Below are 25,233 nucleotides of genomic sequence, written 5' to 3' on the forward strand. Positions count from 1 at the left end.
CGTGCTATCATATACCGATAAATGAAGGAGTTGTGTGATGGCACAGATCATCGTAAGAAATTTAGACGATAACGTGAAAGACCTACTTGCTATGAATGCCAAGCTACATGGGCATAGCATGGAAGAAGAAGTACGTCAAATTATCAAGAATGCGGTTTCGAAAAAGGAGACAGGTTTTGGTACTGAGTTAGCTGAATACTTTAAGGAAGTGGGACTAGACTTCGAAATCGAAGAACAGAAAGGCTTTACAACTCGTAATCCGTTCGAGGATGAATGATAATATTGGATACAAATATTGTCTCCGAAATAATGAAGACGGAGCCTGAACCCAATGTAATGAAGTGGTACAACTCTACCGGCAGAGAACTGATCTGGCAGAATGCCATTTCCGTTTATGAAATTCAGTTCGGTCTCAACTTAATGCCTGATGGCAGGAAAAAAGAAATATTGCAGAATTCATTCAACCGAATGCTCAGGGAGAAGTTTCCCCAAAGAATAATAGAGTTCGATGCTAATGCCGCAATAGCCGCTGGGGAATTAAATGCCGAGCAAAAACGGAATGGCAGGAACTGTGACATTCGAGATGTACAAATTGCCGGAATCGCTCTAGGGCGCGGAGCTTGTCTCGCCACAAGAAATGTTAAGGATTTCGAGTTTGAGGGCTTGAAGGTGATTAATCCTTATGAAATAGGATAATCAACTCAATTGTTTTATTCTACTTTCGATCCACCTAACTTTATCCTCCCCAATAGATGAGCCTTTTTCTTCACTTGCTAGCCACATTTTATAGACCTCAATAGCCTTGTCATTCTGGCAACCAGCTTGATATAAGTTAGCGAAGAGGCGAAAATCCTCATCGGAAAAATAGATACTGCTATCGTTCATTTTTAATCCAATAAGGGTATCTAAATTATCAAGGGCTTCCTTCGAGTTCCGTTTGTAGAAAAGAGCTTTAATCAAGCTTCGATAATAGTAAGTTTTATCACCTTGACTCTCCTGTATTGCCTCATCGCAAATAGCTATAACTTGATCCCAATCCCATTTGCCTTCACTGGTGTGAAGTAAGTTCGGTTGATTACCTTTTCTTTGGATATCAGCAGACAGTTTTTTGCCGTGGTTCTGAAGTAAATCTTGTTCAAAAACCTCTGCTTGTTGGGGTCTCCCCGCTGCACGCAAAAACGCAGCGAGATATGATTTGAACTCTATCGATATGTCTTCAGTAGCATTGGCATTTAATCCCTCGGATAGCATTAAGACAAACCCATCAATATCCGAAGTGCTCTTAAATGGATAGGAGGCCTCTTCGATGAACTCACGGAAGCCTATTTTATATTTGCCTTCAAGGTAGAGCTTCAATAATTGATTTGCCTTGGCTTTGGACTGTGTAAAATCTCCGATCTGACCATACAGAAATGTGAGCTTACTAATAATTTCGTAATGCAAGTAAGGATTCACTGCTTGGTCTATCTCTAGTGCCTTTTCATAATATTCAATTGCCTCCTGTACATCACACTGGAACTCACGCTTCTCGGCCAATCCCAAATATGCGGCTGAATATTCCTTTGGAGATTGAACCTCATATTTGCTTTGTAGGATGGTCAAATAATGAAGTGCATCTTCATACTCACCTTCGCCAATTTTCAACCAAATTAAAGTGTCCAGAGAACCACTAATATCATATCTCGGGTTGTTGACTACTTGCTCATACCAGTTGATGGCTTCTGAATACTCCCTTTCTTCTTCTGGCTTAAGTGACTCTATTTTATCAAGTTTTTTAGCTATCAGGCTCGCTATAAAAGGATCATCATTAGCTTCGCTTGCTTTAATTAGATAGTCCAGGCTTTTCTGTGCATCCTTATAGTACCAATATAATCCGTTAAGAATATCCTTACCACCTTCTTCTTTTCTCCATATAGAAATGTATCTGATGGAATGAAACAAAAGAACCAAAGCAACTATTCCTAGCATTATCAAGCCAGCTTGCCATTCCCCCCAAATGAAAAGAAAGATGATAAATATCAAAGCAGCAATGGTAAGCTGCAATGGTGTTTTAGTGAAAATTGCAGCCAATAATGGGGATTCAAAGCGGGCAGAATTAATAAGCTGGCCATCAAGTCCCTTTACTAGGCTGCCAAGTTTATTTTCTAAGGGAGAACTTTTTCCTTTTTGGACTTTGTCTTCTGACACCCCTTTCTTGGGTGTTGTACGATTTAGTCTCGGATAAATTAAAATTCTGTAAACTACTATGCCAACTATCAGAAAAAGTAGAATCCAACTCATCAGCGGAGTGTTAGCTCCAGGACTCAGATTGCCTTGTAAAAGAATCATTCATTGATGTTTTAAAAAACTTCTTGGATTTTATACCTTAAAATGACAATTTACATTATTCACTTTAGGTAGTGAAAAATTGTTCTCTGATTCAATCGAATTTCCACGATTTTCCAGCATAGCTCTTGGGTCACAAGCTGAATCACCAAAACTATTAATATTCTCATTTAGCTGATTTAATTGCTCTTCAGACAATCTACCCCTTCCGGCTAACTCTAAGTCATTTATCAGTTCGTCAATGGAAATAGTGTCATTGTTGATTGACCTAACAGAGCTGGAATGATATTCCCATGCGTAGTGGTTCCAAAAGCCTGTTTTCGTTCTTTGGTTTTGCAATACTTGAACCCACCCTTCACAACCTGAAATCATCTCACATGATTTAATTCTACCCGAGCGGATCAAGTCAGTCATCGCATTGATACCAGCAAAGTAGTGCTCATTTTTTTCCTCTTCCCAAGTTTTGCCATTCATTGGCGTAGGCCAAAGTTCGCCCAGCTCATGGAGTTCATTGATTACCTCTCTCACTATTAATAGGTCTTCATAAATCTGTTGTAATTGCTCTTTAGTTCTTCCTGGCACCATACATCTCCTTGTTCGCAGCCATTATACCATCAATTAGTAAAGAAATGGTTAACGCTCTTGAGACTATTTCGGAAAACTCCGGAAGACCCAAAACCGAATGCCTCGATCCCTTAGAAATACGCCTTACCAAGGATAATTTGTAGGCATATTTCTTAACCACAAACTTTACCAACATGGCAAAGAAGATCATTATTCCGCCAAAGAAAAATATGCGGAAGCAAATCGAGAGCACTGTCCGCAGAGGACCAAAAATTCAAAGTCAAGCTATCCTTGCCAAAGGAGCTAGCCAAAGCTACACCGCCGGTGTTCAGCGTTCGCGCGTTCCTAATCCGAGTGAAAACCAACGAGGTCGGATTCTTTCCAGGGATGAACGAAGTTTGACCCGCTAATCTTTAAAGCACTTTTGCTCTATAATTACTAGTACTACCTCTAGGCTCCTTTTGCCGATTTTTAGTTCCGCCAATCGATGCTGTATAGCTCTTGGCGGAATTTTTATTGGTAAGCCCATGTTCTTCTTGCACTTGACCTGCATACGCAGCATCTAAATGGCCATCAAGTAGGTCTAGAATGAATCGCCTATTCTCTACATACAAACGATATTCTTCAAGAAATAGACACACCGCACTTACCGCTAACACAAACGCCAAATCGGAATATCCTAGATACTGTTTGATTAGATAAGCAAGTACAAGAACGGCGAAAGGCTCAACGAGCATCCGAATTCTGATGGGGGTAAATTCAAAATCTCCTATTTGCTTTCCTGAAAGCCAACCAAAGAACACACTATCACCGCTATAATTAGAGTGGATGACCTCATTTTTCGCTCTTCTTGTATATACGCTTACAAGATGACCAATTCCAAGAATTATAACTATTGAAACTAGAACTAATAGCGAGTATGGCAATTGCGGACTAAATCCCGGATAGTCGTTCCCGCCAACATAGATATAATAGGGAACAGCGAAGGGGGCGGTTACAGCCGCTAGAATCTTCAACCCAAATACCTCCTGCAATCCTCTGCCAAGCATGTACTGTACGTTCAGTGCGTAAGCAGCAGGGGTAAGGTTAATGAGTAGTACGATGAAATAAACGAGTATTATTGTTAAGAAACCAAAACTACGCTCTCCAAGCCTAGTCCTCAAAAAGGATTTAGTGATAAAGGCAGATATACCAATAAAGTAACTGAATAGGGAAGAAATAAGACCTCCCGTTGCACTAGGAGAACCGCTAAGAATTCCCTTTGTACTATCACCTAATTGGCCAATTACTGCGTGATCAGATAATGGTTTACCGGTTCGAGTTCTATATCTCATGATTATTTTTGTTTAAATACTGCCTTAATAAAATTAGCACCATTACTCCATCGCTTACCGGCACTAGTCACATAAGCCTCCACATCAAAATCATTAACCTCCGATCCGGAGAGTAACAGTGTAAACTCCTGCGGTTCGACTTGAAAGTGAAGTGCCTCACTAACGGAAATTGAATCGTTTTGAGACGATACGCTTGAAGCTGTTTTTATCTGAAAGGTCTTTCCGATGGTATTTGCTGCCCATTCATTCGTGACATAGTCGTTGTTGGCATGGAAAATCTTAGTGGCAAGGTTACCAAGTAAGGAATTCACTCTTTGTTGTGGATGCTTACCGCCAATCGTAGCATAGTAATTGGAGATGTTCTGAGACAGCATAACCGTACATGCTCTCGAACTCCTGGCTGTTGTTTGAAACATCATATCCTCTTCGCTGAGGAAATATTGTGACTCATCTACCCACATGAATACGGGCACAGGGTACTTCTTTGTGTCCCTACGTTCTACTGCCTGTTGCCATAATCTCTTATAGATTGACTGGGCATAAATACCTAATTGCAAGTACTTCTTTATCGGGAAGTCCAGAACGATAATTTTTCCTTCAAAGGTTACCTCCGGCAAAATCTCTTCGCTGGTGGTTCCAGCAAAATACTCAGCCAGTAAGCCTGAACGAAAAGGACTCGCAAAAGCATAGAAATACTCTGTAATGGAGCTACGAGTCTTTTCAGCCAGAATAGCAAAATCAGTAAGGAAGTATCCCTTAACCACCTCTAAAGTAGTACTGTCTTGTTTATTCAATTCTTGGTTCTCTGCCCATACCATGCAGTAGATAGTGTAACTGTTATTTGCCCACTCATTTAGATTGTTATAGGCTTCTTCGTTTCCATCGCTGCTGAGCCCCACAAGCTGGTTGTAATCATTACGATAATCTTGTCCTGTCGGAGCCTCACGAATGACCTTGGTAATGTTCGCCACCGTGATGTCTTGCCTGGATAGTTTTAGCAGATCAATTGAGGCTTTGATGAGTCTCTGTAATGCCATATCCCAGAAAGGATCATCGCCGGAACCGGCACCTCCTCCATTTAAACGATTGCCCATTTTCGCTAAGGAAGTAAAGAGAGCTACAAGGTTCTCAGTTTGACCTGCTCCCTCTCCTTCTCTGGTCAACTCATACTCTAGGGGATTGAAACGATACTTACTCTGTTCGCTAAAGATCAAGAGGTCTTTGCTACGACCTGTTTGCTTAGCATATTCAATCCACAACTCCGTTTCATCTACCTTGCCGGTTAGAATTATTCCGCCAAATCCTGAGCGTAAAAAAGACATCGCTAATGCTCGGCCACTGCCCGAAGTTTTGCCCGACCCGATGCCTCCAAAAATCTGCACTCCTCGCACGGCATCACGTACCGTCCAGATGTCATCAGGATGGTCTGAAAAAGCGATCAATGGATGGTCAAGATCAGTGACCTTTTTACTAAACTTTCTTGTCATTCTCTTTGAGATTTTTTCTTTCATCAGCAAAATAGCTGATCTCAAATCTACTCTTTGTAGTGACCGAAATAGTACTATCGGCTTCTCCCCGTTCCAGTTTTCCCGCGTTTTCCAAATTCACCCTATTGCACTGATTTTCAATCACTGCTACCTTGCGAATAAGTCCTCTAGCTGTGCTAAGGGGAGACGCCTGTAACTAAAATTTAAACTAGTCAAAACGAGCTAAAACATGCTAAGAATTACCGTAAGTAAGTCCGCATCCGGTGCCACTAAATACTTTAGCGAGGGTTTGACTAAATCAGATTATTACGCCGAGAAGGGCGAAATAATCGGTCAATGGCGCGGTCGATTAGCAGAGCGAATCGGCCTCCACGGCGACGTAAAAAGAGATGAATTTGCAGCTATTGCCGAGAACCAGAATCCGGTCTCCGGCGAACAATTGACAGCGCGTAATTCAAGCTCGCGACGGGTCGGATATGACTTCACTTTCTCCGTTCCTAAATCCGTCTCGATAGTCTATGCTCAGACCAAAGATAAAGACATTCTTCGAGCATTTGATGAGGCCGTAAATACCACCATGAATGAGATCGAAGAAAGTGCTGCTACAAGGGTAAGAGCACGCGGAAAAAATACAAATCGGAATACAGCAAATCTACTCTGGGGAACATTCACACATACCGATGCAAGACCAGTTGGCGGTATTCCTGACCCACATTTACACCAGCATGTATTTGTATTCAATGCCACTTACGACAAAAAAGAAGGAAAGATAAAGGCTGCTCAATTTGGTGACATCAAACGTAATGCGTCCTATTTTGAGACTGTATTCAACTCACGATTAGCAGATAGGCTGCAAGCTGTCGGCTACCAAATTGAGCGCAATGAACGTGATTTTGAACTTGCCGGTTTTGGTCGTTCCACCATTGACAAGTTCTCCAATCGTACCCGCCAGATCAATGATAAAGCCGACGAGTTAGGCTTGACTTACGAAGAAGACAGAGCCGAACTCGGAGCCAAAACCAGAGCAGGCAAGCGCACCGGCTATAGCCGGGATGAGCTGCGGCAGCAGTGGGCTTCTCGCCTCACTACTGCCGAAATGGAGTTGATACGCAACGCTAAGAGCGACAACTCTAGCGGTGGTACCTGGACGCTTGGGAAGGGTAGTGCTATTGAAAAGAAAAAAGGAATAACGCCTGATGAAGCAGTTACCTATGCACTTGATCATGCACTAGAAAGAAAGTCTGTTGCTACGGATAAAGAGCTGATGACATTAGCTCTCAAGCGGAGCATGGGAGCAGCTACACCAGAGGCTATTAGAGAGGCTCTGGAAAGCCGTAAAGACCTTCTCAAAGGCAAGGATAGTAAAACGGAAGAAACCATCTATACGACCCGTGAATCGGTAAAAGAAGAGCAAATACTACGAGATAAATCCCGTAACGGTCGTGGTACATTCAAGCCGCTCAATCCCGATTATGAGATAAAGAATGAGCAATTGACTGCTGAACAGGCCGGAGCCGTGCAGCATGTGCTTAATTCCCGTGACTTCATCACCGTTGTTGCCGGTGGTGCCGGCACAGGAAAGACCTGGTCGATCAAAGAAGTTGCTGAAGGAGTACGCGAACAGGGAATCGCTTTCGGTGCCTTCGCCCCCTCTTCTGCCGCTTCGCGTGAAGTTCAACGTGGTGACGGTTTTAAAAACGCCACCACCATTGCGGAATTACTCCAAAGTGAAAAGCTGCAAGCCGATGTGAAAGACGGGGTCATCTGGATAGATGAAGCAGGCATGGTCGGCAATCAGACCATGAACCGTATTATCGAAGTAGCCGAAAAGCAGAATGCCCGTATTCTGTTGACGGGTGATATAAAACAGCATGGCTCCGTAGAAAGGGGGGATGCGCTGCGGATCATTGAGCAGTTCGGCGGCATCAAAGCTGCTACCATCACGAAGATCCAACGCCAGAAAAATGAGGTTTATAGAAGTGCCATAAAATCCATATCTGGCGGAAACCTGGAAAACGGTTTACAAACGCTGGATGAGATGGGAGCTATTAGAGAAGCGGACAGCTTTACAGAAGCCCGCGAAAATGTAGCTGAAGAATACGCTGAAGCTCTCAAACAAAAGGAGAATGTGCTCATCGTAGCTACTACTCATAAACAAGGAAAAGCTGTCACTCACACTATCCGAGAGAAGTTAAAGAAAGAAGGCGTAATCCGTGGAAAGGAGCGGATTTATACCACTCAGCAAAACCTGTCCCTGACCGACGCAGAAAAGCAAGACCCAACGAATTATCAGAAAGGACTAGTCATACAATTCCATCAAAATGTAAAGGGCGGTATAAAACGTGGCACTAAGTACCAGGTTTTAGGCAAAGACGAAAACGGCGCAATACGTGTCACCACTCCTGACAGAAAAGAGGAAAGAACGTTGCCCCTAGAAGCAGCTAGTAAGTTTTCCGTGTATCGTTTAGCGGCAACACCTCTTGCGGTTGGCGACCAGATTAGAATTACTCAAAACGGATTTTCTAATGAGAAAAAACGTCTCAATAACGGGAACACCCTCACAGTAAAAGGATTTGACAAGAAAGGAAATATCATTGCCTCCACGGGCAGGAATGATGTGACCCTCGACCGACACTTTGGAAACCTAACTCATGGTTACTATACCACCTCTCCTGCCTCTCAGGGAAAATCCGTCAACCGTGTGATATTGATGCAATCCTCCATGACCGGAAGAGCTGCAAGTAAAGAGCAGTTCTACGTTTCCGCTTCTAGGGGAAAGTTTGAAATCTCCATCCATACCGATGATAAACAGGGTTTGATGCAATCCGTCCAGCGTTCCGCACAACGGATGACTGCATCCGAACTCGCCTCTCAACAACAATCACAAGAGAAGGGCATAAAAGACAAGCTTAAAGTGATCGGCTCCATTTATCGGGCAGGAAAATCTAAGCTTGAAAGCGTCGGAAATAAGTGGCAAAATCAAAAGGATAAAGTGATCAGCATGATTCCTAAACCACCTCAACCAGTGAAGAATGCACCAGTCAGAACAAAGTAAATCCATACCTGAGTTTCTCCGCTATAAGCACGGTTCATCTGCTGCTGTAAAAGGTTTAGGAAATAATCCGTTTTACGGCCTCGCTCATGAACGCGACGGTATGTCCGTAGCTCTCAAATTCACAACTGCGCTCGGAGAACAAAAGGCTATCCATTATCACGACCTTGTATCACCAATGGAATACAATGGCGACACAGAAATACAATTGTGCACAACCCGAATACAGGTCATAATCGTAGGGAAAAACCTACAACAGCTATTCGATAATATCATTCAACATCGCGTCATCTGGATCAAGGAACCTGACAGCTCGTTCACCGACGTAGAGAAAGATGAGGTGCAGGTTTCATCCATTCGCTTTGAGGATTTTCAGTAGGTATTTTTTCTCTCAAAATCGCGACTTGGCACGTCTTATTCTACCCTAAATCTATTCAAAGACGCAGGAGCAGCACCGATGTTCCTGCGGCGCAATTTTGTACACCGAATACAGTCAGGAATACACCAAATGCACACTCGAATACAGGAAAAATACAGCTATATTGAGAAGCTACGGAAGAGCTGAAATCTAGTGTTTGAGGGCTTCTCGTAGAGGAACCCTCAAACCGATTTTATGCAGCGTCCTTTTTTACAAGTGGTGCTTGCTGTATTTTATATGCAAGTACAGAAGCTTCCCTTTTGGTCACTTCTTTCCCGTCTATGCCTACCAAAAATTCACGATAAGAAATACTGCCGTCAATTTCCAGTCTTGCTCCTTTCTTGTAAGATTTGACCTCCTCTATCAGCGCAGGACTGAATACAATGACATCATGCCAAATAGTGGCTTTGTCTTTCCACTCTTCCGTTTCCTTATCCTTATAGGTATCAGTAGTGGCTAGACGTAAGGCTGCAAAGGTTTTATTCTCTCCTTCGATGATTTTAGCTTCCGCTCCTAGGTTACCGATGAGTTTTACTGTGTTGTTATATGCCATAATTATTCTCCTTTAATTAGAGTTGATAAAATACCCTGCCCTTGGCATCGGGCAAGGAAAACTTTTAAGCCCGCAGTATTTAGAATAAGGTTTCCTGCCTGCTCTCTTCTTTGTATTGCTGCCAGTCAGTTGAGTCTGCGTCCTTTTCCAGTAGATACTTCACCAGTTCGACCGCACCTCCTGCTTCTGTTATTTCTGTTTCGGTCAGAAAGATGCTCCTGTAGCCTGTTTCTGTAATCGGAAGGGGTTGCCTTGCCCTCACCTCAATATGGTCATATAGCGCAACCCATTTGGGTTTATAGGTTATTTCGATGTCGATACCTTCCCACCATATTCCGTACTCATACTTTTCAGGGAGCTTTCTGCACATTGGCCAAGATTCATCATCCAAGCTATTAGGGATTTCTACCCAGTCATGGGCATCCATCAAAGCCTGAAGGCTATCGAAATCTTCCGTTTCTTCTCCTTTATAGTTTCCACAGAAACCGCCCTCGCCAGTTTCCTTATTGTCATAATAATGGACGGTGATGTTGGGGCGGTAGTAATATCCGCCCTCTGCTTTTAGATGTTTTTCAAATTCTTCTACAGTCATGGGCATTCCCTCTTAGTATTCACTTGGTAAAATCAGCACTTGGTCAATTAGCCAAAGGTCTATTTGCTCCAATGGAAAATCCGTAAACGGGATTTTGAAGCTTTTGAGCAGGTTGTCATTCCCGTCTTCTACCTTTATCAAGGCGGAATTATCTTCCTTTACAATTAGCTTCCACACTTGGAAAGACTCTCCGTCCAAAGCTGGAATTTCGCAATAGCCAAAAATGAAGTCGATAAGCCAATAAGCACTTGCCTGTTCTGCTAAATACTTCACCCCGTCCGTATATTTATGCTCAGGAAATAACGGGTTAAAATAGTATTGCTCCGTTCCTGTAAATTCCTTTAGGCCTAATTTGAGTTTATTTGCATCCTTCTTTTCCATTTTCTTCCACTTAGTTGTTATTAAAGGGTTATAGCTGTCTCGCTTTACCCTTCTGCCTTCCGGCGAGGATGGGGTAGCAACTACAAAGAAAAATCGGTGAGAGTGGTGCGGGCAGCCCGTCCGGGCAACACGGTCGCAACCTATTTTTATTGCTAGGCGCGAGGGTGAAATCCTTAGAAGAAATTTATGATGCTATTGAAAAGAAAAATTAAGAAGCTTTCTGCTGTTCCTGCCAGTGCTGGTTATAATCCTTATAGCCTTGGTATAGATGATTCTGTGGTTTAACAACATCTCCAAGCTCATCCTGAAATAGCTTGGTCGTTTTCTCCCCTGCACTATCATTGTCGAAAAACGTGTATATAGCTTGGTAATTCTGAGAACGGATAAAATCCATAGCTCTCCGTCTCATATTCACCATATTGAGCACTACAACATCAACAGGAAGTACAGGGATATTTTTGATGGTCAGTACCGTCAAAAAGTCCATAAAGCCTTCAAAGACGGCTACCTCATCACCCTTTGACCCAGGAATAAAGCTGATGTCTTTTGCTGTATTTCTATCATGTGCATCTTGTGCTTTTAATATTCCTTTGAAATACTTGTCGCGGCACTCATAATCGCCCGACTCATTAGCAAAACCAAGAGTCTGGTATGATTTACCAGTCTGTGCATTGGTATATTTTATACATGCCAAATATGGCAGGGCTAGTTTGTGATTGATACAACGCTCTCCTGCTAAGTAGCCGATTAGGGCTTTATCCCAAATTTTTTCAGTAGTACTCTCTATTTTTAAGCTCCCTTGATCCTTTTGGCTGGGAGCACCCTGCCCCGCTAATGACATATTTTCAAACAGCGGTAGTTTTTTTACTTTATTCCATGAGATAGGCTGTCCTCTGTGAGGAAATAGATTTCTCAAAATATTTAGAGATTCACTCACAGATACATTTTCATGTAATTTAAGGAATCCGATCACGTTACCATTGCCTTTCACATCCCCTCTTCCAAAATCGTTCCATATCCATTTACCTCCTAGATAAGAGGTATGAAAGCTTGGTTCTTTTTCATATCTGAATGGTGAATTATACCAATATTCATGCCCGCTTTTGGTGATTTTAACAGGCTCATGCCCAAACACACTTAGGAGTTCTGGCAGAGAAATATTCTCTTTTGCCCATTGTGCATTATAGCTAAATACTTCAGACATGAGTCAATTATCATAATAAAGAAATCTTGTTATCGTGCTAGCACGATTAACGGCTTTCTTGTTTTTTTAAATTGGTTTCATAATGCTCAAAGCACTTAACCAATAATTCAGACATAGTTACGTCGTTGTTTACAGCATAATTCTTAAATCTTTTCCTGAATGAATTGGGAACTTTGAAGTTAAGCGGGCGTATCTCCTCTTTCACAACTTTTGTAAGCTGAGTATTTGGTTTTTCCTTAGTTTTCTCGTTAGTGACAACTTCCGCCAGATTGTTACTGGCTTCATCTTCTTTGGGTGGCAACCCTTTCCTCATCATAGATTTGCTTGGTTTTTTTAGATTAGCCATATTTCACCTCCGCTTCTTCAAGTTTTTGAATTCTGTCATATATATTTTGTATGAGCTTATCTACGACTGCGTTTATTGAATCATATTTAGTCTCATTTGCAGCCAAGCCTGTATCAGAACATTGTCCGATAGAAGTCTTTTCCATAATCATTCCTAGGAATGTATAGCCTGTTGCTTCAATATATTCCTGAGCAGCTTCCAGTTCATTTTTACTACTCCCTACTCTACTCAAACATATTCCTATTCTTTCCCTGGCTATACCTTTCTTTTTTAGTTCGTGTGCAAGTTTAACTTGCGGCTCAAGATCATCAGCGGTAACTCCGGTAGGCAAAATTATGTAATCGCAGACCTTTGCTATTTCGAGCGTTTGAATATCTGCCTGCCCTGCCCCATCAAAAATTATCAGGTCATAGCTCTCTTGATTTTTTAGTGCATCTTGAACAGAAGAAAATGGTTCAACTGAGATTTTTGGTCTAAAATTATTATCCATTCTTTTTCTGTTCCATGTGGTTGAAGTGGATTGCTTAAGATCCATGTCCGCTATCTTCACTTCCCACTTGTTTCTTGCGTATTCTACTGCCAATGCTCTGGTGAGAGTTGATTTTCCGACACCTCCCTTTTGCGAAAGAATTCCTATTTTCATTTCTTCTCCGATTAGTTCACCTTATTCTAAGGTTCAGAGAGGGGAGAAAGAAAGAAAAAACGCAACCAAGATATATGGAAAACAAGTTATCGTGCTAGACCGATGTAAATAAATCACGTTAGCAAGTTATCGTGCTATATATTTTTCTACTTAGCACGAAATAGCGATATAAAGAAAACTGGTTTTCTCTTTTTCTTGCTAAACACCAATCTTTAAATCGTTAAAAAAAGAAATCTTGCTATCTGCTTAAAAAGAGAGAAAGAAAGCACGATATATTCCCATAGTGCACTAGCTCGAAAAATCTCTCTTTTTTACTTTCAATAGCAATAGTATAATTTATTCGCGTTAGCGAATTCAATATTGTCTAGTGTTAAATAGTGTTATTTATTAAGTTAGTGTAGTGTTATGTAGCTTGTAAACCTCCTGAAATTTTGGAAATCTGTACTTTTGAGAGAAGAGGGCATTCCTGAAGTTCCGTACGTCTATTCCTAATATTCCGAACGTGTATTCCTGAAGTTCCGTACGTCTATTCCTAATATTCCGAACGTGTATTCCTGAAGTTCCGTACGTCTTTTAGTTATTAAAAAGCAGTAGTAAATAGTATTTGTATAGTAATTAGACAGCCATTTTCAGAAAGAATTCCTGAAGTTCCGAAAAAACTCCTTGCTAATAGGTTAGATAATGGCTAGGTTCATTCCTGAAGTTCCGAAGATATAGAATGACTAATAAAGTGCTACAAACTCCTGAAAACCTATCTCTACTGCCAGATAGACACCCGACTAAAGATTTTTTCATAGCGGATATATTCGATAATCTACCTTTCAAAGACGACTTAGCTTCTATGGAACATCCCTTATTCTCATTATCTAAAAAAATAGACCTAAGAAAGCTAGAGTATAAGAAGGACAATGTAAGCGTGACCATAGCTCCAAGTACATATGGGTTGCCTACAATATTCGACAAAGATGTATTGCTGTATTGTGGTTCTCTTTTGATGGATCAGATCAACCAAGGGAATATACCTCCAAAGACATTGAGGATATCTAGTCACGATTTACTGGTAGCTACTAACAGACCAACAAATGGGAAAGGGTATGAGCTGTTGAGGAATGCTCTGGATAGGCTTAGAGGAGCAAGTATCAAGACTAATATTAAGACAAACAAGAGAGAAGTTACCAGGGCTTTTGGTTTAATAGAAAGCTATGAAATTATTGAGAGTAGCAAGGTAAAGAACAGAATGATCAGGTTGGAAATCACTCTTTCTGACTGGTTCTATAATTCAATATTAGGAAAAGAAGTCCTGACAATAAACAGAGACTATTTTCGACTTGCTAAACCCTTAGAACGCAGGGTTTATGAGATTGCCAGAAAGCATTGTGGGAAAAGTGAAGAATGGAAGATAAGCTTAGATAAGCTAAAAGACAAAACTGGCTCAACTTCTTCTTTGCCAAAATTCCGATATTTCATTAAACAGATAGAAAAGACGAATCATCTGCCGGATTATACAATATTCCTTAGTAACAATGATATAGTAAACTTCTCATTGAGGCAGGATTTCGTAAACATTGAAGAGGTTCCGGCAATCAGCAGAAAGACAATAGAGCAGGGGAGGCGAATAACTGAAGTAGCTGGAACAGGATGGAGCTTTGATGAATTGCATTCTCAGTTCTCAATGCAGCTTCTGAAAGGATTTAAACCTGATAACGCCAATGGAGCTTTCATCAATTTTATTAAAAAGAAGGTTGCTGAAAGGCCTAAGTAGGTATGAGGTAATGAAAAAAGTTATTATAGTAATTACAGTTATCGCGCTTCTCTGGACATTACACCCGTTTTATCAGTCTTATCAGGCTAAACAAAATATTGAGGAGAGGAAAGAATTAGAAGCTGAACACAGAGAAAGAGGTGGCTACAAGGCTACCACGGTTGAAGAGTGTATTAATGAGGAGGCTTGCGTTTGGTATGCTTTTAAAGGGATTGCTTTGGGGGCTGAAATTTATGGAGACGGAAATAACTTGAAAAACGCCGGTGAAACTATAAAAAAACGAACAGAAGACACTGAATTTTTGATTGATGCTGATTTGACAAAGGAGCAACTAGAATATCTAAAAGATCACCTTACAAAAATAAACAATCTTACTCAATTTAAAGTATCAGCCATCTATCAAGGGAAAGGTGACTATATTATATATTCTTCACATGACCCATTTAAGGATATACATGGGTATCTTAAAAACGAATTGCACGAAATTTATGACAACGACTATCTCTACAATAAAATAATATCTACTCTAAAGGATAGGGAGGGAATATGCTTTGCAAACAGCTTTTTTAATGAGGATACAAGTGTTATTAGTGCAGGATTAATATTCTTGAATTATAATTTCTTCAAAGAATGTACTGAAGAAGAGATCACCCAATCACTGGGACTAATGAATGACATAAACGGCTTTCAATTTTCCGCATTCAATGATGGAGCAATCATCAAAATGACAAAACTAGACTGGCTTTTATTCGAGATACTATACGACGATAGAATCAAAGCTGGAATGAATATTAACGAAGTTCAAGAAATATTCCCACAAATTTATCAAGATAAACTAACCAACTATGGAGGCTTAGAAACTTAATGAAGAAAGCCATAATAGCATTAATTATAATTGGACTGGCATGGGCATTATATCCATTTTACCAGTCTTATCAGGCTAAAAAAAATCTTGAAGAGAGGAAAGTATTAGAAGCTGAACACAGAGAAAAAGGTGGCTACAAGGCTACCACGGTTGAAGAGTGCATTAATGAAGAGGCTTGCGTTTGGTATGCTTTTGAAGGGATTGCTTTTGGAACTGAATTGGAAGAGGATAAAGTCTTTCATTCTAAATTGATAAACAAAAGAGAAGAAAATTTAGAGATACTTCTAATGACAGATATTTCAGAATATCATTATAGATTAGTTAAAACCTTTCTAAATAAGATTGAGGATTTGGTGCCTTTCAAAATTCTTTTCGCAAATGAGCCTTCAAATCCTGAATTTTATTTATTCGTATCAAGCCAACCAAATAAAGATGTAAAATTTTTATTCTCTAAAGATTTGTTGTCAATTGATGAAACGGGTACGATATGGAATAAATTAGTGAACACCTTCTACAATACAAATGCACAATGTTTTGGTAAAGTCTTTTTATTTGATAAAAACCAAATCGGGTACGGTTTCATCTTCCTAAATACAAATATTTTTGAAGCTTGCCTTGAAGAAGAGTTAGTTCAATCACTAGGGCTAATGAATGACATAAATGGCTTTCAATTTTCAGCATTCAATGATGGAGCAATCATCAAAATGACAAAACTAGACTGGCTTTTATTCGAGGTACTATACGACGATAGAATCAAAGCTGGAATGAATATTAACGAAGTTCAAGAAATATTCCCACAAATTTATCAAGATAAACTAACCAACTATGGAGACTCTCAATGACCAATCAAAACATAACAGAAGAAATTAAGGCAGTTTTAGGAACAGGATATGAAAATGCTGAGAGCTTTTCACAAGAGCAAAGTTATTTAAATGCAATTCAGCAGTTTGGCATAGAAAATATAAGCATTGAGAATAAGGGTTCAGTGACTAATGACACATATGTCGTAACTCTAAGAAGCAACTGGAATGAGGCAGAATTGTGGTCAGAAATTGATCAGGCATATGTTGATGCAAGTTTTTCTTATAACTCTGAGACAGGCTTTAATGTTACAACAGTTTTTAAATTTTCAAATGATATTTCAGAAGTTCAATTCAATGCTTCTACAGGGGAATATCAGTTAGTTTCAAAAGCTAATCAAAAAGTAATCTCCGCAGGAGCTATACTAGACCAAGACGGTAATGTATCAACATCATTTAAAATTGGTGATCTATTGAGTTTTACGGGAACTACAGGGTTAAACAATGAAAACATCAAGCTTTCTGGCAAAATAGATTTAAATAAAATTGCTGGTGAGTTGAATTTTGCTCAAAATGAAGATGGCTCTTCATCAGCAGGCCTATTAGGAGTTATTGACAATAATACTGACTTAGACGGGATTGGATTTAAGATAGAAAAGGTTGCTACTAATATTGATGTTATTGGTCTTGCAGCTGAATATTTTGATGCTTTACCAGGGCAAATACCAAGTAATTTTGCCACATGGACTTACGATACCTTCACTGCTCTTAGCTCTGACCCAACGCTGAGTGATATGGTTTCTGGTCAGTATGCCATTACAATGCAGGAATATAGAACTGCTATTGAATCAGGTATGGAGGATTTTGGTTGGTCAATGGCAAGAGCTCATCAAGAGGTTATAGAAGGGTGGGATGACTTTTTAGCTGAACAGCCGAATCTTGCCCCCTCTGTTACTTCCGCTGACTATATAAATGATAGTATAGTTTTAAGACCTGCCCCGGTGGGAGCGCAATTAAATACCTATACAGAACCTACTGGAACGTCACTTCTTGAAGTGATTCAAGGAGGGATTGTTGATGAGAATGGAAATGAAATTCCGGCATCTAGTGGAACAAAGATTTTAATGCCAGATGAAAATGGGAATCTAGTTGAGCAAGTATTGGTATCGTCAGAAACTCTTGAAGCCGTTGCTGAAGATTTAGGTATTTCATCAGCAGATTTAATTAACAGAGCTGCGAATAACTATATAGCTGGCAAACAAACTGCTGTCGATGCTGGCAACGGTTTCTATATGTACACCTTCTACGATGGAGAACAATGGGATATAACGCCAGCTGATAATGACGCGACCTATTCTCTAAAGATTAACCTTGATGCTGACAACCCATCTTATGTAGCTCCTAATGCATATACAAGCTTGATGGACTTAGATATTGATATATCTGGGAGCAGTCAGACAGCAGGGGTTGCACTTTCTGAAGTTCCTTTAAAGCCTGAATATTTGCCTGAGAAGGCAACTGTTATAGATGGAGCAAACGAGCAAACCTTTTATGGTTTTGCATTAGATGAGGAAGATGCGATTGGAGAACTAAAAGGTGGCGCGCATTATTCCAGCGGGGCTGTGATAAGAGAGGGAGGTGGTTCTTTCAGCTATGTACCGGAAGGAGAAACTACTTCCATCGATGGAAATACTTACCTCATAAGCGATGTCCTTCAATCTATAACTTCGGCAGGTGAAACGGTCACTACCTTTATCAACAATCAGGTTGGTAACTATTTACAGAATACTTTTGATACGTATAACATTTTTGATTCCATGACCAATTTCTTTGAGAAATATGGTCTAGATATAGCAAATGGAAATTTAGATGCTGATGATGCATTAAAATATTTTACGATTGAAGTTGCAATTGGCGGCTTGGGTCAAACAGTTGCTGAGGGGATTTTATCTACTGAGATGAATACTCTAAATAATTTGCTACAAGACCCTAATGCTACCCAGCAGCAAATTAATGACGCTCTCCAAAATATAACTGACAATGATGATTTTGTTGGTGTGTTACAAGAGCTTGGGCTTGCGGATGATTTATCGGAAAGCATTCAGTTAGCTAATCAAATGGCTAGCGTCTTTGGTGCTATGGCTGCACAATTCGCGCTCGATTCATCAGGCTGGGATAGTACGGATTATGTGAACTCTGGTTCAAGTATTATTCTTGGAGCGGTTGTTCAAAATTTTGTTGCCAGCAACTGGGAAACTTCTCTGGGAGCTTCTGGTAGTTTAGGTGTTGCGAGTGCTCTTTCTGTGCTGGGAACCTCTCTAATAAATGATGGTTTTGACCAAGACTGGGGAGCTACAGCGACCTCTGTCGGTATGGCTTTTGGTACTGCGTACGCAACAGCTTCTATTGGTACAGCGATTGCTGCTAGTGGAGGACTTGGATTTGCTTCAAGTTCAGCATTGGCTGGAGCTGTTGGTGCGAGCTTAGGTTTTGGAGGTGGGAGTACTGTTGCAACCTCTGCAATAATTGCTGGTGGTGCTGCATTAGCAGGAATTGGAATTGTTGTGGCGTTAGCTGCTAATGAGATATTTTCATCCATCTACAGTGGCAAGAAGTTTTATGCTGGAGAGTTTGGAGATAAAGGGCAGCTGCTTAATAGCATTTACCAAGTACAAGATATAGAAGTTGATGATGGGATGGGTGGCACAACAACTGTGGAGGCTCTTGTGGCTACAAACTCTAGCGGTTCGACCATATTAATGCAAAGTAACGGCAGTCAGTTTGATTATGTAATCGGTGGCTCTGGCGCAGATATCCTAGTAGGAGATAATACAGGCGATATAATGTCTGGTGGGGATGGGAATGATTATATTGAAGGTAAGGAAGGGGATGAGCAGATTTCCGGTGATGCGGGGAATGATCATTTAATCGGCGCTGAGGGTGATGATGTTATCCAAGGCGGTGATGGTGATGACATAATCTTCGGTGATGCGGGGGAAGATACTATCCTTGGTGGAGACGGTCAGGACTTTATCCATGGTGGTTCGGGTGCGGATGCTATTTTAGGCGGTTTGGAGAGAGACACTATACTCGCATCTGGCGGGGATGATGTTGTGCAGGGTGATGCCGGTGATGATATGATTGACGGTGGATATGGTGACGATCTGCTGGATGGCGGTGATGGTGATGATCTAATTCTTGGTAATCTGGGCAATGATTCTATCACGGCTGGCGCAGGCAATGATAAGCTGTTTGGTGATTCTGGCAATGACACGATGATGGGTGATGCTGGTGACGATTATATCAACGGTGGTGAAGGTATTGACATATTGCAGGGCGGCAATGGGGCTGATCTGATTTATGGTGATAGTGGCGATGATTATTTGCAGGGTGATTTAGGTGATGATGATCTCGGCGGCGGAACAGGCAATGACGTGATCTTGGGTGGTTTGGATAATGACTATCTGTGGGGTCAGGAAGGTGACGATGATCTGGATGGTGGTGAAGGCGATGATATATTGATCGGCGGGCTCGGCACGGACACTCTGACTGGGGCTGCGGGAAGTGATGTTTACGTTTTGCAGGCGGATGATAGTGGGGTTTTAGGTAATGACACGATTACGGATGTGGAAGGTGTTAATGATAGGGTTTATATTGAAGGGTTGGACTCTACGAATGAATCAAACCTTGGCCTTACAAAGGATGGTGATAATCTGCTAATATCTTTCAATGCGGTGACTATAGCGACTATCGCGGGGCATTTTGCTACTGGGGCGGATAGTATAGAGAGGATTGAGTTTGATACGGATAAGTTTATTGATCTATCAGCGGTCACATATGATGGCGGCACGGGAGTTGGAACGTTTACTAGCAGTACGGATGCAAACCAAACAACAAAAGCTGATATAGACCTAAGAGAAACAGATATTGATGTGAATCTACAGGTGCAAGAGCAGTTCTGGAATAATGCATTCTTACGAAATCTTTCCGAAACAGCATATGAGGAGGCTCTTAGGGATGAGTTTGAAACTGAATATTATAATGGCAGTGAGATAACTGAATTTAAGCGTTCCAGAGGGAAATTTGGCGGACATTATAAGGTTTATAGGTTACAGCAAAGCGATACACTTGATCCAAGCAATCCAGATATAATTAGCTACACCCTTTTGGATGGGATTTATACTAGTACTACTGCAAGCAGTTTTGATCCTACTGAATATGATGAAATAGTAGATGGTGAGGTTGGATCTATGGATGCTCAAGTTTGGACATATTTTGGTTTAAGAAGTACTTATAACAATTTTGAGATTAAAGACTTTTTTATTGATAATCAGTTTGTTGGTGGAGTTTTAGTTGATGACTCTCAAGGTAGTAATCATGGAACTGAGGAATATTATAGCGATCCATTCATTCCTGTGAATTACGTTCAGCTCTCTGATGGAAGTACTAGCGAGCACTATATATATGCATATGATCCGTATGCCCGTAAAGCTGAAGCCACAGTAACAAATGTTCAGTTTGGCAAAGACTATATACAGCAAAGTGGCTCTGACCACCTAGTAGGCTCATGGTGGAATGAAACTATCAATGGTCAATCTGGAGATGATGCGTTGTTTGGTGGTGACGGTGACGATACTATTAATGGTGGCGCAGGTGATGATTGGCTATTTGGCGGCGGTGATAATGACATTGTTGATGGAGGCGATGATGATGACATCATCTTCGGCGGAGATGGAAATGACGAACTAATAGGAGGTTCTGGAGATGACGCTATTTTCGGTGGTGACGGTGATGACTATATAGATGGTGGTGACGGTGCGGACTGGATAGATGCTGGAGATGGGGCTGACTTAATAATCGGTGGCGCAGGTGACGATATTATCTATGCTGGTGGAGGCGATGATGATGCTTATGGCGGTGAAGGCATGGATGTTATTTACGGCCAAGGTGGTAATGACACTCTATACGGTAATGAAGGTATTGATTGGCTCTATGGTGAATCAGGCAATGACAAGCTTTATGGTGTAGAAGATGAAGATCATCTTTATGGTGGTGTAGGCGATGATGTTATTGATGGTAATGCTGGTAATGACTTCATCTATGGAGGAGCGGGCTACGATTATATCTCTGGTGGTGAGGGTGCTGATGTTATAGATGGTGGGGATGGTCTATCTGATGCCGTGCGCTATCAAGATTCAACAGCGGGTGTAAATGTTAATTTAACCACTGGGCTTGGCTTTGGTGGTGAAGCTGAAGGTGATGTTATTACTAATATTGAGCGTATATATGGTTCTGCATTTGATGATGTCCTAACCGGCGATGCTGGTGATAACAGGCTTTATGCAAATTCTGGTAATGACATATTAAACGGTGAAGCAGGGAATGATTTATTATACGGTCATTATACGGGTGCTGATATATTAAATGGCGGTGATGGTATTGATACTATGTATGGAGGGCTTGACGGTGATATACTCAATGGCGGTGATGGAGATGATAGAATCTCTTATTACTACATTTCTAGTGGTGTTAATATAGATATGGTTAATGGAACTGTTGATGGCATAACAGGAACTTGGGTACAAGATATTTTCACTAGTATTGAAAGGGTTTACGCCTCAAATGGAGGTGATATAATTACTGGAAATTCCGACAATAACAGAATTTATACATATGCTGGTGACGACCTTGTAAATACTGGTGCCGGTCATGATACCATCTATTCTCATTATGCTGGGGCTAGTATTATTAACTCAGGTGATGATGATGATTTTATCTATAGTAACTTGACAGGTAATAACATCGATGGTGGCGATGGTTTTGACAGGCTTTCTTATTGGTACTCTTCCGTTGCTGTAATTGTTAATATGGTAACAGGAGTTGCTTCAAACAATAATGGAGATCAAGACACATTCAGTAACATAGAGCAAATTTATGCGAGTAATCATGGTGATCAAATAACCGGAGATGATCAGGATAGTAGATTTTATGGTTATGATGGTGATGACATAATAAATGCCGGTGGTGGTATTGATAAATTGCATGGCCAGGATGGTAATGATTCACTTTATGGAGGTGCTGGAGATGATTTAATTTATAGTGGCAATGGAAGTGATTACATTTTCGGTGAAGATGGTGACGACCTTATCTATGGTGATTTGGGTAATGATGTTATTGATGGAGGTGCTGGTGAAGATACTGTCAGCTATTATTCATCGACAGATAATCTGACTATAGATCTATCAAATAATATTGCAAATGGCTCTTCTATAGGGTTAGATTTTATCACAAACGTTGAAAGAGTTCTAGGTGGCGAAGGAGATGATGATATTATTGGCTCAGATGGAGCAGACATCATCGATGGTTATATAGGTAATGATGAAATTGAAGGCGGCTCTGGCAATGACATCATTTACGGCGGTGCAGGAAGTAATGTTTTAAATGGTGGCTCTGGGGATGATCAGATAACTGGCGGAAGCGGCTATGATTATATTTCTGGCGGTGAGGGTGCTGATGTTATAGATGGAGGTGACGGTCTATCGGATGCTGCGCGCTATCAAGATTCAACAGCGGGTGTAAATGTTAATTTAACCACTGGTCTTGGCTTTGGTGGTGAAGCTGAAGGTGATATAATCACTAACATTGAGCGTATATATGGTTCTGCTTATGATGATGTTCTAACCGGCGATGCTGGTGATAACAGGCTTTATGCAAATTCCGGCGCTGATATATTGAATGGCGGTGCGGGGAATGACCTTCTCTACGCTCATTACGCTGGCGCTGATATATTGAATGGCGGTGCGGGGGATGACACTTTATACGGAGGGCTTGACGGTGATACGCTTAACGGTGATGACGGCGATGACAGAATCTCTTATTATTACACTTCTGGTGGTGTTAATATAGATATGGTTAATGGAACTGTTGATGGCATAGCTGGAACTTGGACTCAAGATACTTTCACTAGTATTGAAAGGGTCTATGCTTCAGATGACGGAGATATAATTACTGGAAATTCCGACAATAACAGAATTTATACCTATGCTGGTGACGATCTTGTAAATTCAGGTGCTGGCCATGATACTATTTATTCTCATTATGCTGGCTCTAATACCATCAACTCTGGTGATGATAATGATCTAATCTATAGCAACTTAACAGGTAATAACATCGATGGTGGTAATGGTATTGATAGGCTTTCTTATCATTATTCATCTGTTGCAGTAGATATAGATATGACAACTGGAATTGCTTCAAACAATAATGGAGATCAAGACGCATTCACTAATATTGAAAGCGTTTACGGGTCGGGGCATGATGATGTAATTCAAGGTGATTCCTTAAGTAATGTTATTTATGGCCTTGATGGTGATGATGAAATTAGAGGGGGCGGGGGAGATGATACAATATATGGCGCTGAGGGTAATGATATAATAAATGGTGAAGCTGGAAGAGATTACCTATTTGGAGATATTGGCAATGATATATTTGTATTTAGTGATTTAACTCATTCAACAGGTGTAGAACAAGACAGGATTGAAGACTTCGAGCAAGGAAATGATCTTATAGACCTATCAGCTTTTACATTTACCAGCATATCTGACCTGACAATTACTCAAGACACATTAAACACTTATTTTGCAGATGCAGGCTCTGACTTCATCTTCAGAGTAGATGGTCTTCATTCTTTAAATGATAACGACTTCATTTTTAGTTAGGATCAATGGTTAAGCAAACACAGAATGTTCATGAGGGAGTGCTAAACAAACTTCCTCCTGAAAAGCTAAACTTGCTTATTGGGGAAGTAACCTCATTGCTTATGCTCTCCAAAGTTCATCGTAAAATGCAAATAAGGGACATTTCAGATATAGTTCTGCCACCTGTTCATCTAAACCAATTCCGCATATATAGAAACTCTAAAGAAGAACCGATAGGCTTAGTCACATGGGGTTGGTTCAGTGATGAAATTGAGAAGAAATATCTATCGGGTGATGTTGTTCTAACCTTTGGGGAATGGAATAGTGGTAAAAACCTATTTTTTACTGACTTTATCGCCCCATTTGGTCACGCTAAGAAAATCTTCAAAGACCTAACCCACAATATCTTCCCAGACGAAACGGCAAAAACCCTCCGCTTTGACGATCATGGTAAACATAGAAAGAATGTAATTCACCTCTATGGAAAGAATGTTCGGAATTAAAGATCGATCTCAAACCCTTTATCAGGACTATCCTTACCTTTTTGAGTAGGTCGGGGAATTTGTCTGACAGTATCTCGGAGTTTACTGATAGTCTTTGATTGAGTGCGCTCCTTAGCATACTGCTCGCTCCCAGCTACTAAGCCTTGAAAGAATTCGTCCTGCTTGTCTTTGACAGCCTCGGTAAGGCTATCGGCTATTTCAGGACGGTGCTTCTGTATAATATATCCGGCGTTAAAGCCTCTTGCTAGTTCTTGTTCATTCATGGCATATTGGCTTTGTCTTCAATAAACTTCAGTAAAGAGGATTTGCTATAGAGAATGTGCTTTGAACCAATCGGCGCACTGTATTTGATGTCGTTCTGGTCTCTATACTTCTTTAGCGTTGTTTTCGAGCTGATCTTCAGAATGGACATGGCTTCCTCGGTGGTAATCCAGTCGTCCTCCTCGTTCTGGTTGGTACTGAGTTCTTCAGCCAGTGCCTTAACCAGATTCTTAAGTAAAGGATTTTCCAAACAGATTTCCAGAAGTTTTGCCGATTGTTCTGCCATTCTTTTATAAGTGTATTAAATCGCTACTAAAGATAGCAAAAAGCCTCATATGATTGAAGGCAAGTCAGGTTTTCAGAGAGCAGGCAAGAGACATTGCTAGTAAAAGAGGTGTAAAATCCTTATCTTGTACTGTGTACAAACAAAAAAGCAGCCAAGACTT

22 protein-coding genes are annotated in these 25,233 nt (G+C 40.8%); 10 read left to right on the forward strand and 12 right to left on the reverse strand.

The genetic code is table 11. The annotated features are described in order from the left end of the window. The first annotated feature begins 37 nt into the window (after positions 1 to 37). Positions 38 to 277 carry a hypothetical protein gene (locus tag MRY86_RS09515; RefSeq protein WP_293571365.1) on the forward strand — a complete coding sequence of 80 codons (240 nt, stop codon included), beginning with the start codon at positions 38 to 40 and terminating at the stop codon, positions 275 to 277. Continuing rightward, the gene (locus MRY86_RS09520) at positions 274 to 696 is read left to right on the forward strand and encodes a type II toxin-antitoxin system VapC family toxin (protein WP_293571367.1); all 423 of its coding nucleotides are present in this window, start codon (positions 274 to 276) and stop codon (positions 694 to 696) included. The genes MRY86_RS09515 and MRY86_RS09520 overlap by 4 nt, the downstream gene beginning before the upstream one ends. On the opposite strand, the gene MRY86_RS09525 is transcribed toward MRY86_RS09520, so the two are convergent. Together MRY86_RS09525 and MRY86_RS09530 are read right to left on the reverse strand one after the other, a co-directional pair. Continuing rightward, entirely contained in the window at positions 697 to 2,328 is a 1,632-nt protein-coding gene (locus tag MRY86_RS09525; protein WP_293571368.1) for a tetratricopeptide repeat protein, read from the reverse strand. A 30-nt stretch (positions 2,329 to 2,358) separates the two neighbouring features. Beyond that, the gene (locus MRY86_RS09530) at positions 2,359 to 2,910 is read right to left on the reverse strand and encodes a hypothetical protein (RefSeq protein ID WP_293571369.1); all 552 of its coding nucleotides are present in this window, start codon (positions 2,908 to 2,910) and stop codon (positions 2,359 to 2,361) included. Between the two features lie 173 nt (positions 2,911 to 3,083). Between MRY86_RS09530 and MRY86_RS09535 the strand changes: the two genes are divergently transcribed. Beyond that, positions 3,084 to 3,299 (forward strand): hypothetical protein, encoded by a 216-nt coding sequence (locus tag MRY86_RS09535; protein ID WP_293571370.1) that lies wholly within the window; start codon positions 3,084 to 3,086, stop codon positions 3,297 to 3,299. A 3-nt stretch (positions 3,300 to 3,302) separates the two neighbouring features. On the opposite strand, the gene MRY86_RS09540 is transcribed toward MRY86_RS09535, so the two are convergent. Both MRY86_RS09540 and MRY86_RS09545 read right to left on the reverse strand, forming a co-directional pair. After that, the gene (locus MRY86_RS09540) at positions 3,303 to 4,223 is read right to left on the reverse strand and encodes a hypothetical protein (protein WP_293571371.1); all 921 of its coding nucleotides are present in this window, start codon (positions 4,221 to 4,223) and stop codon (positions 3,303 to 3,305) included. A 2-nt stretch (positions 4,224 to 4,225) separates the two neighbouring features. Then, positions 4,226 to 5,755, reverse strand: coding sequence for a TraM recognition domain-containing protein (locus MRY86_RS09545; RefSeq protein ID WP_293571373.1), 1,530 nt, complete (start codon positions 5,753 to 5,755; stop codon positions 4,226 to 4,228). A 184-nt stretch (positions 5,756 to 5,939) separates the two neighbouring features. On the opposite strand from MRY86_RS09545, the gene mobF reads away from it, so the two are divergent. Together mobF and MRY86_RS09555 are read left to right on the forward strand one after the other, a co-directional pair. Continuing rightward, a complete protein-coding gene (gene mobF, locus MRY86_RS09550) occupies positions 5,940 to 8,765 on the forward strand; it encodes a MobF family relaxase (RefSeq protein WP_293571375.1) in 2,826 nt (941 codons plus the stop codon). After that, positions 8,743 to 9,141: a hypothetical protein gene (locus MRY86_RS09555; RefSeq protein WP_293571376.1), complete on the forward strand. Its 399-nt coding sequence runs from the start codon at positions 8,743 to 8,745 to the stop codon at positions 9,139 to 9,141. Before mobF ends, MRY86_RS09555 begins: the two co-directional genes overlap by 23 nt. Positions 9,142 to 9,373: 232 nt before the next feature. On the opposite strand, the gene MRY86_RS09560 is transcribed toward MRY86_RS09555, so the two are convergent. The 6 genes from MRY86_RS09560 to MRY86_RS09585 all read right to left on the reverse strand — a co-directional run bounded on the left by MRY86_RS09560 (position 9,374) and on the right by MRY86_RS09585 (position 12,899). Further along, positions 9,374 to 9,733: a single-stranded DNA-binding protein gene (locus MRY86_RS09560; protein WP_293571378.1), complete on the reverse strand. Its 360-nt coding sequence runs from the start codon at positions 9,731 to 9,733 to the stop codon at positions 9,374 to 9,376. Between the two features lie 79 nt (positions 9,734 to 9,812). Further along, the gene (locus MRY86_RS09565; protein WP_293571380.1) at positions 9,813 to 10,325 is read right to left on the reverse strand and encodes a hypothetical protein; all 513 of its coding nucleotides are present in this window, start codon (positions 10,323 to 10,325) and stop codon (positions 9,813 to 9,815) included. Between the two features lie 12 nt (positions 10,326 to 10,337). Beyond that, positions 10,338 to 10,706 carry a DUF6876 family protein gene (locus MRY86_RS09570; protein ID WP_293571382.1) on the reverse strand — a complete coding sequence of 123 codons (369 nt, stop codon included), beginning with the start codon at positions 10,704 to 10,706 and terminating at the stop codon, positions 10,338 to 10,340. 208 nt (positions 10,707 to 10,914) lie between these two features. Then, complete coding sequence (locus MRY86_RS09575; RefSeq protein WP_293571383.1) at positions 10,915 to 11,910, reverse strand: toprim domain-containing protein; 996 nt, start codon at positions 11,908 to 11,910, stop codon at positions 10,915 to 10,917. 46 nt (positions 11,911 to 11,956) lie between these two features. Beyond that, complete coding sequence (locus MRY86_RS09580) at positions 11,957 to 12,256, reverse strand: hypothetical protein (RefSeq protein ID WP_293571385.1); 300 nt, start codon at positions 12,254 to 12,256, stop codon at positions 11,957 to 11,959. After that, on the reverse strand, positions 12,249 to 12,899 hold the full coding sequence (locus MRY86_RS09585; RefSeq protein ID WP_293571387.1) for a ParA family protein: 651 nt from the start codon (positions 12,897 to 12,899) through the stop codon (positions 12,249 to 12,251). Before MRY86_RS09585 ends, MRY86_RS09580 begins: the two co-directional genes overlap by 8 nt. A 718-nt stretch (positions 12,900 to 13,617) precedes the next feature. Between MRY86_RS09585 and MRY86_RS09590 the strand changes: the two genes are divergently transcribed. Genes MRY86_RS09590 through MRY86_RS09610 form a run of 5 tightly spaced genes read left to right on the forward strand, consistent with a single transcriptional unit; the run spans position 13,618 to position 24,526 of the window. Next, a complete protein-coding gene (locus MRY86_RS09590) occupies positions 13,618 to 14,661 on the forward strand; it encodes a replication initiator protein A (RefSeq protein ID WP_293571389.1) in 1,044 nt (347 codons plus the stop codon). Beyond that, complete coding sequence (locus MRY86_RS09595) at positions 14,609 to 15,526, forward strand: DUF2927 domain-containing protein (protein WP_293571391.1); 918 nt, start codon at positions 14,609 to 14,611, stop codon at positions 15,524 to 15,526. The genes MRY86_RS09590 and MRY86_RS09595 overlap by 53 nt, the downstream gene beginning before the upstream one ends. Beyond that, positions 15,526 to 16,368: a DUF2927 domain-containing protein gene (locus MRY86_RS09600; protein ID WP_293566845.1), complete on the forward strand. Its 843-nt coding sequence runs from the start codon at positions 15,526 to 15,528 to the stop codon at positions 16,366 to 16,368. Before MRY86_RS09595 ends, MRY86_RS09600 begins: the two co-directional genes overlap by 1 nt. Further along, the gene (locus MRY86_RS09605; protein ID WP_293566844.1) at positions 16,365 to 24,044 is read left to right on the forward strand and encodes a calcium-binding protein; all 7,680 of its coding nucleotides are present in this window, start codon (positions 16,365 to 16,367) and stop codon (positions 24,042 to 24,044) included. Before MRY86_RS09600 ends, MRY86_RS09605 begins: the two co-directional genes overlap by 4 nt. Positions 24,045 to 24,049: 5 nt before the next feature. Then, positions 24,050 to 24,526 (forward strand): toxin-activating lysine-acyltransferase, encoded by a 477-nt coding sequence (locus tag MRY86_RS09610; protein ID WP_293566843.1) that lies wholly within the window; start codon positions 24,050 to 24,052, stop codon positions 24,524 to 24,526. Here the strand turns inward: MRY86_RS09610 and MRY86_RS09615 are convergent. Both MRY86_RS09615 and MRY86_RS09620 read right to left on the reverse strand, forming a co-directional pair. Further along, a complete protein-coding gene (locus tag MRY86_RS09615; protein ID WP_293566842.1) occupies positions 24,523 to 24,789 on the reverse strand; it encodes a hypothetical protein in 267 nt (88 codons plus the stop codon). The two genes, MRY86_RS09610 and MRY86_RS09615, sit on opposite strands and share 4 nt — an antisense overlap. After that, positions 24,786 to 25,037 carry a helix-turn-helix domain-containing protein gene (locus MRY86_RS09620; RefSeq protein ID WP_293566841.1) on the reverse strand — a complete coding sequence of 84 codons (252 nt, stop codon included), beginning with the start codon at positions 25,035 to 25,037 and terminating at the stop codon, positions 24,786 to 24,788. Before MRY86_RS09620 ends, MRY86_RS09615 begins: the two co-directional genes overlap by 4 nt. Between the last annotated feature and the right edge of the window lie 196 nt (positions 25,038 to 25,233).

The sequence above is a fragment of the Phaeodactylibacter sp. genome (genome assembly GCF_022763345.1).
In the GTDB taxonomy this organism is placed as follows: Bacteria; Bacteroidota; Bacteroidia; order Chitinophagales; family Saprospiraceae; genus Phaeodactylibacter.

Coding starts and splice junctions, on each gene's coding strand:
- MRY86_RS09515 (WP_293571365.1), top strand. CDS start 38: ATGGCACAGATCATCGTAAGAAATTTAGACGATAACGTGAAAGACCTA.
- MRY86_RS09520 (WP_293571367.1), top strand. CDS start 274: ATGATAATATTGGATACAAATATTGTCTCCGAAATAATGAAGACGGAG.
- MRY86_RS09525 (WP_293571368.1), bottom strand. CDS start 2,328: ATGATTCTTTTACAAGGCAATCTGAGTCCTGGAGCTAACACTCCGCTG.
- MRY86_RS09530 (WP_293571369.1), bottom strand. CDS start 2,910: ATGGTGCCAGGAAGAACTAAAGAGCAATTACAACAGATTTATGAAGAC.
- MRY86_RS09535 (WP_293571370.1), top strand. CDS start 3,084: ATGGCAAAGAAGATCATTATTCCGCCAAAGAAAAATATGCGGAAGCAA.
- MRY86_RS09540 (WP_293571371.1), bottom strand. CDS start 4,223: ATGAGATATAGAACTCGAACCGGTAAACCATTATCTGATCACGCAGTA.
- mobF (WP_293571375.1), top strand. CDS start 5,940: ATGCTAAGAATTACCGTAAGTAAGTCCGCATCCGGTGCCACTAAATAC.
- MRY86_RS09555 (WP_293571376.1), top strand. CDS start 8,743: ATGCACCAGTCAGAACAAAGTAAATCCATACCTGAGTTTCTCCGCTAT.
- MRY86_RS09560 (WP_293571378.1), bottom strand. CDS start 9,733: ATGGCATATAACAACACAGTAAAACTCATCGGTAACCTAGGAGCGGAA.
- MRY86_RS09565 (WP_293571380.1), bottom strand. CDS start 10,325: ATGACTGTAGAAGAATTTGAAAAACATCTAAAAGCAGAGGGCGGATAT.
- MRY86_RS09570 (WP_293571382.1), bottom strand. CDS start 10,706: ATGGAAAAGAAGGATGCAAATAAACTCAAATTAGGCCTAAAGGAATTT.
- MRY86_RS09575 (WP_293571383.1), bottom strand. CDS start 11,910: ATGTCTGAAGTATTTAGCTATAATGCACAATGGGCAAAAGAGAATATT.
- MRY86_RS09580 (WP_293571385.1), bottom strand. CDS start 12,256: ATGGCTAATCTAAAAAAACCAAGCAAATCTATGATGAGGAAAGGGTTG.
- MRY86_RS09585 (WP_293571387.1), bottom strand. CDS start 12,899: ATGAAAATAGGAATTCTTTCGCAAAAGGGAGGTGTCGGAAAATCAACT.
- MRY86_RS09590 (WP_293571389.1), top strand. CDS start 13,618: ATGACTAATAAAGTGCTACAAACTCCTGAAAACCTATCTCTACTGCCA.
- MRY86_RS09595 (WP_293571391.1), top strand. CDS start 14,609: ATGGAGCTTTCATCAATTTTATTAAAAAGAAGGTTGCTGAAAGGCCTA.
- MRY86_RS09600 (WP_293566845.1), top strand. CDS start 15,526: ATGAAGAAAGCCATAATAGCATTAATTATAATTGGACTGGCATGGGCA.
- MRY86_RS09605 (WP_293566844.1), top strand. CDS start 16,365: ATGACCAATCAAAACATAACAGAAGAAATTAAGGCAGTTTTAGGAACA.
- MRY86_RS09610 (WP_293566843.1), top strand. CDS start 24,050: ATGGTTAAGCAAACACAGAATGTTCATGAGGGAGTGCTAAACAAACTT.
- MRY86_RS09615 (WP_293566842.1), bottom strand. CDS start 24,789: ATGAATGAACAAGAACTAGCAAGAGGCTTTAACGCCGGATATATTATA.